The sequence below is a fragment of the Aquirufa sp. TARAVU-A1A genome (assembly GCF_054558675.1).
In genome coordinates, this window is record NZ_JBPXKP010000002.1 from 320477 (window position 1) to 332666 (window position 12190).

Sequence of the window (12190 nt, forward strand, 5' to 3'; positions counted from 1 at the left end):
GCTTAGTCAACAAACCATTTGGCCTGTAAAGTTCCTAAAAATTCATCAAATATAGGCCCTGCTCCAATTATTTCTCCTTCAAAGATCACAGCATCTCCCCCACTAAAATTGGTCACACGCCCACCTGCTTCCTCGATAATAATCTTACCAGCCGCCACATCCCAAGGTTTTAAATTAGCCTCAAAAAATCCCTCAAATCGACCGCAAGCCGTATAGGCTAAATCGATTGCCGCTGCACCCATCCGACGCAAGCCATGCGAGGTCCGCATCAATTCTTTGAGCAAAGCCAAGTAACGATCCTGATAAGAAAAATCGTAATAAGGAAATCCGGTGGCCAATAAACTCTTGTTCATGAAGGCTTGTTGGGACACCTGAATCACATGCTCATTCAAATAGGCTCCATGACCTTTCGCCGCATAAAACAATTCATCTCGATTAGGTTCATAAATCAGTCCTAAAACAGGTTGTTTCTGATAAATCAAGCCAACCGAAACGGCATAAATGGGCAAGCGATGCAAGAAATTTGTCGTGCCATCTAATGGATCAATGACCCAATAATAGCCGTCGCCCACTTCACTGTAATCGGAAGCAGATTCTTCAGCGACAAAACCCGCTTCGGGGAAAATCGCCGACAAACCTTCTTTCAAGCGAGCTTCTGCTGTTTGATCCACAAAGGAAACCAAATCATTTGTTCCTTTGTATTGGATATCTGATTCGCCAATGTTGTTCACCATGGATTGAATCCAAACACCCGTTTCACGCACGATGGGTTTGGCATTTTCCAGAATGACAGCTAAATCAATCATTTTACTTTGGCAATTTTATGCGCACCTGAAGAAATCCAATCGGATAAAATCTGTTGGGTTTCTTTTAAATATGCATCCTTTGCATGCTTATCTGCCGCTTTCTCCTTTTTATCTTTATCCGCAGCCGTCTCTTCCGTTCCCCCTAAAGCATCCATCACCGCTTGTGACTCATCCGGTTTTTTCTTTTGCTCATCCAATTCCTTCTTGCGCTTCTCCATATTCAAGGAAATTGAATTTTGCTCTTTGATTTTTTTCCAACGCTCAAAATCTTGCTTCAATTTGATCAAATCAGGTTTTGTCTTTAAACGAGTCTGAAATGCTGCTTGTAAATGCGCCAATGCCGGCGCCACAATCGTATTCGTAGGCGTATAAGCTGTTGTAGGAATCATATCCCATGGCAAAGCCGAAGGTTGCGAACTTTCTCCATATTCCTCCGCAGAAAACGCAGATGGCAAGGCAAAATCAGGACTTACGCCTTTGTGTTGCGTAGAGGACCCATTCACACGATAGAATTTCTCCAAGGTGATTTTTAATTGACCTACCGGATCTTTTTCATTCGCCATGTAATTATCTAAATCAATTACCGACTGCACCGTACCTTTTCCGTAGGATTGTTCCCCTACGATAATTCCACGCTTGTAATCTTGAATCGCGGCAGCAAAAATTTCAGATGCAGAGGCAGAAAAACGATTGATCATAATCGCCATCGGGCCATCATAAACTTGAGCAGGGTCGCGGTCGATTTCTTGGGAAATTTTACCGTCCGACTGCTTGCGTTGCACGACAGGCCCTTTCGGGATAAATAAACCTGTTAATTCGACAGCTTCTACTAAAGAACCACCCCCATTATTACGTAAGTCAATGACTAATCCATCAATTCCTTCTTGTTTGAATTCATTCAAGAACTTGCGGACATCTGCGGAAGTCGATTTAAAATCAGCTTCTCGTTTACGCGCTCCTTCGAAATCTCGGTAGAACATCGGAATTGTAATCAAGCCTAATTTATAACTTGACGCCCCTTGCTTGAAATTCAAAATTTCTTTTTTGGCTGTCTGCTCTTCTAATTTGATTTTCTCACGTACGATTCGAACTTCAGAAGTTGGCGAGCCAGTTACCCCTGAACCTGGTAAAATCTTCAAACGAACGACAGTTCCTTTAGGACCGCGAATTAATTTAACCGCATCATCCGTAAACCAACCAATCACATCCACAAACGCACCATCATCTCCTTGGGCAACTCCTACGATGCGATCTTTGGGATTAATTTGTTTAGACCGGAACGCAGGACCACCGGGAACTAAATCCTGGATGGTCACATAATCTCCTTCCAAACGGAGCGTTGCTCCAATGCCTTCAAAACTTTGGGCCATATCTTTATTGAATTCCTGAGCCGCTTTGGGAATCATATAGGAAGTATGTGGATCGATACTTTCCGTGTAAGCATTCATGAAAACCTGAAAAACATCTTCTGCACGCGTACGTGCCATGTATTTGGCAGAACGCTTGTAACGATCAGTCAATTCACGTACAGCCGTTGTATCCGCTTTGCCTCCGATTTTCCAATCTAGCAATTGACGCTTCACGTCTTTGCGCCAGTAATCATCCAATTCACTTGTCGATTTTGCCCAAGCAGCTTTTTCACGATCAGGTTGGTAGGCTTCATCGATGGTAAAATCCATCGGTTGTTTAATCACCTTGTCAACAAAGGCAAAACGCTCCAACATGCGTTTTTGATATAGATTATAAATCTGAAATGCAGACGTTAAATCTCCTAAATTCAATTGTTCATCAATTGTGTAGCGGTATTTCTCAACTTCTTCAATGTCCGAAGCAAGAAAATAAGCTTTGTTGGGATCCAAATCTTTCAAATAAGCATCAAAAATTTTCGAAGACAAGGAATCGTTGACAGGTACCTTCCGATAGTGGTAATTGCTCAAGATACCAAAAACCAATCGCTCCACCTTTCGTTGCGTATCCGTAGGTTGCAGGTCGCCTTGTTGGTAAGTTGCCACCTCCAATTTACCTTGTGTTTTCCCGTGAAGAAAAACGACAACTAAAAGTGATAGCGGGATTAATATCGGAAGTATCCTTTTCATGTTATTCTTTTTCGATTGCTAATAACTCAACTTCAAACACCAATGCAGAATATGGCTTGATTGTTTGACCGCCCCCACGAATGCCATAAGCTAATTCTTGAGGAATGAATAATTTAAATTTAGAGCCTACAGGCATTAATTGTAGTGCTTCGACCCAACCCGGAATAACACCAGAAACAGGGAATGAAACAGGCTCGCCACGTTGAACGGATGAATCAAACACCGTTCCGTCGATTAATGTTCCGTGGTAATGTGTTTTAACTTTGTCGGAGGCTTTTGGCTTAGGACCATCCCCCATTTTAATTACTTTGTATTGTAGACCTGAAGCAGTCGTGATGACAGAATCTTTGGTTTTATTTTCAGCTAGGAACTTCTCACCGGCGATGCGGTTTGGCTCAAATTGTTTTGCTTGCTCAGCTGCTTGTGCTTGTTGGTTTTTCATCATGAAATTGTTCATGACGCTCTGACATTCTTGTTCTGTTATTAATAAAGTACCTCCCGAAGTAACAGAGGCAAAGCCTTTTGCGACCATCTCCGGATTTAAGGTAACATTTTGAGATTTGAAGTTTTGCGCAACCAAGACACCCACGGCATACGAAACCGAGTCAATGGATGAGTTAAAAGGCTTGACAGGAACTTTCGAAACAGTCAGGGCAACTTTAGTTTTGGTTTTCGGCTTTGTTTGAGCGAAAGACGCGAAAGTAAGGCAAGAGATGCTAGCGAAAAGAGCCGCACGAAGAAATGACAATTGCATAGTTATCGATTTAAATCAAATTAAAGTTTCGAAGATACACGAAAATTGTGGCTCACTCAACAAAATTAACGCCATTTAACAAGGACAAATTATCCGCGAAATCTTTAATCTAAAAAAAGTCTTATGATTAAGCTCATTTTTTGACGAAGTTATGGGAATATTGAAATTTCCTAGCTAATTTTGCACCCGAAATTATATAGTCAAAAATTAAACTCTTCATAAAACTTTAGTATGGCATCAGTAAGACCAGATGAGGTTTCGGCAATTTTGAGAGAACAATTATCTCAAGCGAAAACTCAAGCAGAATTAGAAGAAATAGGCACTGTACTCCAAGTGGGTGATGGTGTGGCTCGTATTTATGGCCTTTCCAACGTACAAGCAGGTGAATTGATCGTTTTCGAAAACGGTTTGAAAGCCTTAGCCTTGAACTTAGAGGAGGATAATGTAGGAGCTGTACTTTTAGGTGACTCTAGCCAAATCAAAGAAGGCGATACCGTTAAGCGTACCAATTTAATTGCCTCTGTCAAAGTAGGTGATGGTATCTTAGGACGTGTGGTTAACACATTAGGTGAGCCAATCGATGGTAATGGACCTATCGCTGGTACTTTATACGAAATGCCTTTGGAGCGTAAAGCACCAGGAGTAATTTTCCGTCAACCGGTAACAGAACCATTGCAATCAGGTATCAAGGCAATTGATGCGATGATTCCAGTGGGTCGTGGCCAACGTGAGTTGGTGATCGGTGACCGTCAAACAGGTAAAACAGCTGTTTGTATCGATACAATCATTAATCAAAAAGAATTCTACGATAAAGGAGAGCCTGTATTCTGTATTTATGTAGCGATTGGTCAAAAGGCTTCTACAGTGAAGCAAGTTGAGCAAACTTTACGTAAAGCAGGTGCGATGGACTATACAGTTATCGTTTCGGCGACTGCTGCAGATCCAGCTCCAATGCAATTCTACGCGCCATTTACAGGTGCTGCAATCGGTGAATTCTTCCGTGATACAGGTCGTCCAGCTTTAGTTGTATATGATGACTTATCAAAACAAGCGGTAGCATACCGTGAAGTTTCCTTGTTGTTACGTCGTCCACCAGGACGTGAGGCGTATCCAGGTGACGTTTTCTACCTACACTCTCGTTTATTGGAGCGTGCTGCGAAAATCAACAATTCAGATGAAATCGCACGTAACATGAACGACTTGCCTGAGTCAATCAAAGGCATCGTAAAAGGGGGTGGTAGCTTAACAGCCCTTCCAATCATTGAAACACAAGCAGGTGACGTTTCGGCGTATATCCCAACCAACGTAATTTCGATTACAGACGGTCAAATCTTCTTGGAAACAAACTTGTTTAACGCAGGTATTCGTCCAGCGATCAACGTAGGTATCTCGGTATCTCGTGTGGGTGGTAACGCACAGATCAAATCCATGAAGAAAGTAGCAGGTACATTAAAATTAGATCAAGCACAATTCCGTGAGTTAGAAGCTTTCGCGAAGTTTGGTTCGGATTTAGATGCATCTACGAAATTAACGATTGATCGTGGTCGTCGTAACTTAGAGATGTTGAAGCAACCACAATTTGCGCCTCAACGTGTCGAAGAACAAGTAGCGATGATTTATTTAGCAACTACAGGTAACTTAGATACAGTACCCGTAGAAAAAGTTCGTGAATTCGAACAAGATTTCATTCAAGTATTACGTGCGACTGAAAAAGCTACATTAGAAGCATTAGGTCAAGGTAAATACGATGACAACTTAACCGCTACCTTGAAGCGTGTAGGTAATGAAGTAGCAGCTAAATACAAAGCATAAAATTAGAATACTATGGCTTCCTTAAAAGAAGTAAGAAATAGAATTGTATCCGTTAACTCGACGCAACAAATCACCAAAGCCATGAAAATGGTTTCGGCGGCTAAGTTGCGTCGCGCGCAGGATGCTATCCACCAAATGCGCCCTTACGCTAAGAAATTAGCGGAAATGATTGCAACGGTTTCTGCTCAAACAGAAGCCGGAGCTGAAAACCCATTTACAGAGGTTCGTGAAATCAAACGTGCATTAATCATTGTAGTTACTTCAGATCGTGGACTTTGCGGCGCATTCAATGCGAACGTAGGAAAAGCGACGATGGCATTGGTACAAGAGAAATATGCCGACTTGCACGCAGCTGGTCAAGTGGAGATTTTATCATTAGGTAAAAAAGGTGCTGAATATTTATCTCGTCGGGGATACAACGTGAACGAGGCTCATGCAGACATCTTCACACGTTTGAATTTCAACAACGTTCGTGAAATTGGTGAGGTCGTTTTAAATTCATTCACTGAGAAGAAATTTGATGTGGTGGAAGTAATTTTCAACTACTCAAAGAACGTTGCGACACAGATTGTTCAAACGGAGCAATTACTTCCTTTAGTAGCTGCTGAATCTGGCGAAAAAGCAAGTGCTGTGGATTACATCTTTGAACCATCAGAAGAGCAAATTATTTCCGAATTAATTCCTAAGTCGATCAAATTATCTATTTTCCGTGCTTTATTGGAGTCCAATTCATCTGAACATGGCGCTCGTATGACAGCAATGGATAAGGCAACTGATAATGCTGGGGAATTAATCAAGGCATTGAAATTAGAGTATAACCGTTCACGCCAAGCAGCCATTACGAAGGAAATCCTTGAGATCGTAGGAGGTGCGGAAGCTTTATCAGCCTAAAATAAGATGAAAAAAGTATTGATTTTGTGCTTGCTTGCGGTCAATGTATTCGCACAAGGTATTAAAACTCCTGCGCCTAGTCCCGGACAAAGCATCAAGCAAGACTTTTCTTTATCTTCGGTTGAAGTAAAATATTCCCGTCCAGTAATTAAAGGGCGTAAGATATTTGGTGATGTGGTTCCTTTCGGAAAATTATGGCGTACGGGTGCAAATGCACCTACGAGTATTACATTCGGGGAAGATGTTAAGATTGCAGGCCAGCCCTTGAAAGCAGGTACTTACCAATTGATGACGATTCCTTCTCAATTTTCTTGGGAAATCATCTTCAACAAAGGAACGAATGGCGTATTTAATTACAATCCAGCTGAGGACGTTTTGAAGGTAAAGTTGGCAACAACCACCCTAGCTCAATCGGTTGAATCATTTTCCATTCAGTTTGCAAATGTGATTGCCAACAAAATGGATTTGGTAATTTCTTGGGAGAAGGTAGCCGTTTCGGTACCTATCGAAACAGAAATCGATTCAAAAATTGCCGCATCCATCGAAAAAGCAATGGCGGCGGACACAAGACCTTATTTTGAATCAGCTTCGTATTATTTTGAGACGGGTCGTGATTTAAAGAAAGCATTGGAATGGGTTGGTAAAGCGGTTGAGGCAAATCCATCTGCTTATTGGATCTTGCATTTACAAGCAAAAATTCAGGCGAAGTTGGGCGATAAAGCAGGCGCCAAAGCAAGTGCTGAGAAATCAATCACCTTAGCCAAAGAAGGTAAGAACGAAGATTATGTAACCTTGAATCTTAAATTGATTCAAAGTTTATAAATTGAACTAAATTCGCATGAAAAGCCTTTCTTAACAGGAAGGCTTTTTTTAGCATTAGATATGAAGGAAGAATTAGGATTTAGTACGGGAGAAGAACAAGAAACAGCGGTACTCGTTGCGGTAACGACGCAGAAACAAAATGCGGTTCAAACTGCGGAATATTTGGCAGAATTAGCCTTCTTAGCATCCACCTCCGGGGTGGTGACTTTGGCAAGCTTTACTCAAAACTTAGCCAAACCAGACAATCGTACCTATGTGGGTAAAGGGAAGTTGGATGACATCATCGCCTATGTCATTGCCAAAGACGTGGACATCATCATTTTTGATGATGATTTAAGTCCATCGCAAGTGCGTAATATTGAATTGACGATTTCCTTATTAGGCAAAGAGATCAAAGTATTAGATCGAAGCTTACTCATTTTGAACATCTTTGCACAACGTGCTCAAACAGTTCAGGCGCGTACACAAGTGGAGCTTGCTCAATACCAATATATGTTGCCACGTTTAACTCGTATGTGGTCTCACCTTTCCAAACAACGGGGCGGTGTAGGTATGCGTGGTCCAGGTGAAAAAGAATTAGAGACTGACCGAAGGATCGCCAATGATCGTATTGCATTCTTAAAAGACAAATTAACGGCGATTGATAAGCAGTCGTATACCCAACGAAAACATCGGGATCGTATGGTTCGCGTTTCGTTGGTGGGATATACCAATGTGGGTAAGTCAACCTTAATGAAGAAATTAGCAAAGGCGGAAGTCTTTGCGGAAAATAAATTATTTGCGACCGTTGATTCGACTGTTCGTAAAGTTGTTTGGGATGGAATTCCTTTTTTATTAACGGATACAGTTGGATTTATTCGCAAGCTCCCTACCCTCTTGATTGAGTCATTTAAATCGACCTTGGATGAGGTGCGTGAGGCAGATGTGTTACTACACGTTGTGGATATTTCGCATCCCAATTTTGAGGAGCAAATTGAAGTAGTTCAAGGTATCTTAAACGAAATGGGTGCTGGAGATAAGCCCACGATTTTGGTATTCAATAAGATTGATCTTTACAAGGTGGAAGATGTGTTCTTTGAAGGTGCAGCAGTCGATGAGGATGGGAATCCAGAATTGACCAAAATGGAACGTGTTACGCGTTTCTTAAAACAATCGCACTGGCAAACAAACACACCAAAAACGGTCTTCATTTCAGCAGAACAACGTTCAAATTTGGCAGAGTTACGCGAAATGGTCATGGAAATCATTAAAGAAAAACATTTCCAGATATTCCCGAATTGGTTGGACACCAACCACTTGATGGGATATAATGATGGGGTGATACCGGAGGAGAGTTAAGAGGTAAGAGGTAAGAGTTAAGAGCTAAGAGTGAAGAGCTAAGAGTGAAGAGCTAAGCGTAAAGAGGTGTGAGTGGAATTTGTCAATTTAATGGTAAATTGCAATCCACATTTGTATACCCCGTTAATGAAAGTTGGAGATCGATTTTTATCAAGCGAATATTTCAAGCTTGGAAAGTCAAATCAATTTATCGATTGGTTTATCAAATTATGCTTTTCCAAAAAAATCAAAAAAGGCGAATTCTTATTAATCGAGGGAGACAAATGCGATAAAATCTATTATGTCGAGAAAGGGCTCATTCGTATCTTTAGAACGGATGAATCAAAAGAAATCACAACATGGTTTGCAAAGGAAGGAGATTTCTTGACTAACGCAAACAGCTTCCATTTTGACGCACCATCTCGAGAAAATTTTGAGGCCTTGGAAGATAGCGTCGTTTATGGGACAGATCGTTCAACTTATCAATTTCTGATCGAAAAATCATCTAGCTTTGCCTTGTTTTCTGTCCACGAGTTATTTTACAATTTGTGTGAATTTGAGAATCAGTGTGAATTTTTAAGAACATTAACTGCCAACGAACGCATTGAGTACATCAGTGAAAAATATCCCTTTTTATTAACACGAGTAAAGAAAAAATATTTGTCATCATTTTTGAATATCGAGACGACATATCTTTCAAAATTATTGACAAATAAAAAAACCTCAAATTAAAAATTCAAGGTTTTACTTACTCCGTGTTCTATAAATTTCTTAGCGAAATTGTGGACAAATCTACAAGCAATTCCATTTAGCAAACTTGCAATTTTACAAGTTTTACTAATTATTTCACCCCCATTAATTGCATGAGTTTAGTATCTTTACGCACCATTTTATTGGCGCTGTAGTTCAACGGATAGAATAGGCGTTTCCTAAACGCTAGATGCGGGTTCGATTCCCGCCGGGGCCACAAAAAAATAGACGTTGGACATTGGACTTTAGACATTAGACGTTAGACGTTAGACGGTTTGCTAAACCCAATTATTGTAGAGACGCGATACCTCGCGTCTAGAAAAATCATCAAAGCTACTTTCAACTAAATTAGACGCGAGGTATCGCGTCTCTACAAATATCAAATTCCTCTCCGGGAACAAAAACCCCTACTTTTCGGTTAAACCACTGAAAACATCTTGAATTGAATTACAAACATCACATATACCTTCATCCTACAGACTTACCGCAATCTTGGGATGCTATTGCCCAATCGAGTATTTTCTTACAAAAAGAATATCTTACCGCATTAACTTCATCTGAACCGGCCAATGTAAAAAATCGATTTATTGGCATTTTTCAAGATGAGCGCATGATCGCAGTCGCATTGATCCAACAAATCGATCTGAATCAATTAGAGACTTTTGGTACGCGAGATCATGGATTAAAAATCAAGCTAAGGGATTTCTTATTCAAAAACTTTGCAGGCAAATTAACGATTGTTGGGAATAATATGTTGACAGGCCAACACGCCATCGCTTGTAAAGAAGGAACTAATCCGAGTGGGGTTTTGGCCTATCTTAAAGAAAAAGTTTTATCAGAATTCCCAGGCCAACACATTCACATCCTGAAAGACTTTCCTGAGGAAGAACTTATCCATTTCCAACAAGCCATATTTGACAAAAGCCTAAAATTTACCTCACAACCCAGCATGTGTTTTAGCACAGAGACTGCGTGGACGAAGGAACAGGATTATATTGATGCCCTTTCCAAAAAATACCGAGACCAATACAAACGGGCACGAAAAAAGGCCGATGGGATCGAAAAACGCCAATTAAGATTGAGTGAAATCATCGAGCAAGAAGAACGAATTTACGAGTTATATTACCACGTGGCTGAAAACGCACCGTTCAACACCTTCTTTTTGGCAAAAAATCATTTCAGCTCCTTGAAAGAAAACATGGGAGATGCCTTTCGGTTTTTCGCCTATTTTGAAGCAGGGAATCTCATTGGGTTTAACACGCTTTTCCAACATGAGGATGTATTAGAAACCTACTTCCTGGGCTATGACCCAAGCATCCAAAAAGAAAAAATGCTGTATCTAAACATGCTTTACGACATGGTAGGTTGCGCCATTGTCAATCAATTCATGCACATTAATTTTGGTAGGACCGCGATGGAAATTAAAAGTTCCATAGGTGCTGTTCCCGTCAACATGTATGGCTTCATGGAGCATCAATACCCATGGATAAATCGCTATTTATCGAGCATTTTTCAATTATTAGAGCCCGAGGTTTCCTGGATTCAACGGCATCCGTTTAAGGATTAAGTTTCATTTCAGGAACCGGTTCGTGATAGGTAAGTTTACCAGAGGTTGCATGTTGAATTTCCGACAATGAAATACCCGGTGCTCGTTCAATTAATTGAAACCCACCCTCAGGCAAAATATCATAAACGCCTAATTCTGTGATGACGCGCGTCACACAACGGACTCCCGTGAGCGGCAGGTCACAAAAACTAACTAATTTCGATTTGCCCGAAGGCATCGTTTGTAACATGGCAACAATTACCTTATCCGCGGAAGCTACTAAGTCCATCGCTCCTCCCATTCCTTTGACCATTTTTCCGGGTACTTTCCAGTTGGCCAAATCCCCCCGTTCCGAAACTTCCATCCCACCCAAAATCGTCACATCAATGTGATTCCCCCTAATCATGGCAAAACTTTGTTCGGATCCGAAAACCGACCCACCAGGAGCAACAGTAATAGTTTGTTTACTCGCATTAATATAATCCGCATCTTCCGCCCCTTCTTCCGGAAATGGTCCGATGCCCAACAAACCATTTTCCGATTGCAAAATGACCTTCATGCCTTTTGGAATGTGATTCGCCACGCGGGTTGGAATACCGATTCCCAAATTGACATAATCGCCATCCTTAATTTCTTGGGCAAGACGCTTTCCGATAATTTCTTTCTTAAGATCTTCCGGACTAAGCTCCTTGATTTCTTCCGCATCCAATTGGTGCGTCAAATGCTCAATAGGCTTTTGGTATGCTTTCCCTTCAAAAATGCGATGTACATAAATGCCGGGGGTATGTATTTGATTGGGATCCAAGGTGCCTGCAGGCACTAATTCCTCCACTTCTGCAATGGTTATTTTTCCGGCCATCGCTACCACTGGATTGAAGTTTTGCGAAGTCCCTCGATAAATTAAATTTCCCTCCGTATCCCCTTTCCATGCTTTTACAAACGCATAATCCGCCGTGATGGCTGTTTCCAACAGGTATTTTTTACCATGAAATTCACGTGTTTCTTTTCCTTCCGCCACTTCCGTCCCCACGCCTGCTGGTGTATAGAAAGCAGGAATTCCGGCACCTCCACATCGAATCCGTTCCGCTAACGTTCCCTGAGGGACTAGCTCCACGGCAAGATGACCTTCCAACATCAATTTTTCGAACAAATGATTTTCCCCAATGTAGGAACAAATCATTTTCCGTATTTGCTTTTGAGCAATTAGTCGGCCTATACCAAAGTTTTCCAAACCTGCCTCATTCGAGATGCAGGTTAATTCATTGGTGCCTTTTTCTAATAAGGCAGATATAAGATTTTCAGGAACACCTGTCAGACCAAAGCCCCCCATCAGAATGCTCGAACCAGAGGTGAGATCCTTTAATGTGTCCGCAGCCAATGAGAAAACTTTGTTCAT

At 41.2% G+C, this 12190-nt stretch carries 10 protein-coding genes and 1 tRNA gene; 7 read left to right on the top strand and 4 right to left on the bottom strand.

Annotation, left to right across the window (positions count from 1 at the left end; genetic code table 11):
• Window positions 1-2: 2 nt before the first annotated feature.
• Genes V7S75_RS04070 through V7S75_RS04080 form a run of 3 tightly spaced genes read right to left on the bottom strand, consistent with a single transcriptional unit; the run spans window position 3 to window position 3656 of the window.
• Window positions 3-806 carry an inositol monophosphatase family protein gene (locus V7S75_RS04070; protein WP_459511599.1) on the bottom strand — a complete coding sequence of 268 codons (804 nt, stop codon included), beginning with the start codon at window positions 804-806 and terminating at the stop codon, window positions 3-5.
• The gene (locus V7S75_RS04075; protein WP_459511601.1) at window positions 803-2902 is read right to left on the bottom strand and encodes a carboxy terminal-processing peptidase; all 2100 of its coding nucleotides are present in this window, start codon (window positions 2900-2902) and stop codon (window positions 803-805) included. The genes V7S75_RS04070 and V7S75_RS04075 overlap by 4 nt, the downstream gene beginning before the upstream one ends.
• A gap of 1 nt (window position 2903) precedes the next feature.
• Window positions 2904-3656, bottom strand: coding sequence for an FKBP-type peptidyl-prolyl cis-trans isomerase (locus tag V7S75_RS04080; protein WP_459511603.1), 753 nt, complete (start codon window positions 3654-3656; stop codon window positions 2904-2906).
• Between the two features lie 231 nt (window positions 3657-3887).
• On the opposite strand from V7S75_RS04080, the gene atpA reads away from it, so the two are divergent.
• The 7 genes from atpA to V7S75_RS04115 all read left to right on the top strand — a co-directional run bounded on the left by atpA (window position 3888) and on the right by V7S75_RS04115 (window position 10815).
• Window positions 3888-5468, top strand: a complete 1581-nt coding sequence (gene atpA, locus V7S75_RS04085) for a F0F1 ATP synthase subunit alpha (RefSeq protein ID WP_459511604.1) — start codon at window positions 3888-3890, stop codon at window positions 5466-5468.
• A gap of 12 nt (window positions 5469-5480) precedes the next feature.
• Window positions 5481-6359 (top strand): ATP synthase F1 subunit gamma, encoded by an 879-nt coding sequence (atpG, locus tag V7S75_RS04090; RefSeq protein WP_459511606.1) that lies wholly within the window; start codon window positions 5481-5483, stop codon window positions 6357-6359.
• Window positions 6360-6365: 6 nt separating this feature from the next.
• A complete protein-coding gene (locus tag V7S75_RS04095; protein ID WP_459511607.1) occupies window positions 6366-7181 on the top strand; it encodes a DUF2911 domain-containing protein in 816 nt (271 codons plus the stop codon).
• Window positions 7182-7241: 60 nt separating this feature from the next.
• Window positions 7242-8519, top strand: coding sequence for a GTPase HflX (hflX, locus tag V7S75_RS04100; protein ID WP_459511609.1), 1278 nt, complete (start codon window positions 7242-7244; stop codon window positions 8517-8519).
• A gap of 126 nt (window positions 8520-8645) precedes the next feature.
• Window positions 8646-9230 (top strand): Crp/Fnr family transcriptional regulator, encoded by a 585-nt coding sequence (locus tag V7S75_RS04105; RefSeq protein WP_459511611.1) that lies wholly within the window; start codon window positions 8646-8648, stop codon window positions 9228-9230.
• A 163-nt stretch (window positions 9231-9393) separates the two neighbouring features.
• Window positions 9394-9465, top strand: a tRNA-Arg gene (locus V7S75_RS04110).
• A 225-nt stretch (window positions 9466-9690) separates the two neighbouring features.
• Window positions 9691-10815 carry a GNAT family N-acetyltransferase gene (locus V7S75_RS04115; protein ID WP_459511613.1) on the top strand — a complete coding sequence of 375 codons (1125 nt, stop codon included), beginning with the start codon at window positions 9691-9693 and terminating at the stop codon, window positions 10813-10815.
• On the opposite strand, the gene V7S75_RS04120 is transcribed toward V7S75_RS04115, so the two are convergent.
• On the bottom strand, window positions 10805-12190 hold the full coding sequence (locus tag V7S75_RS04120) for a 3-oxoacid CoA-transferase (protein ID WP_459511615.1): 1386 nt from the start codon (window positions 12188-12190) through the stop codon (window positions 10805-10807). The genes V7S75_RS04115 and V7S75_RS04120 overlap by 11 nt on opposite strands.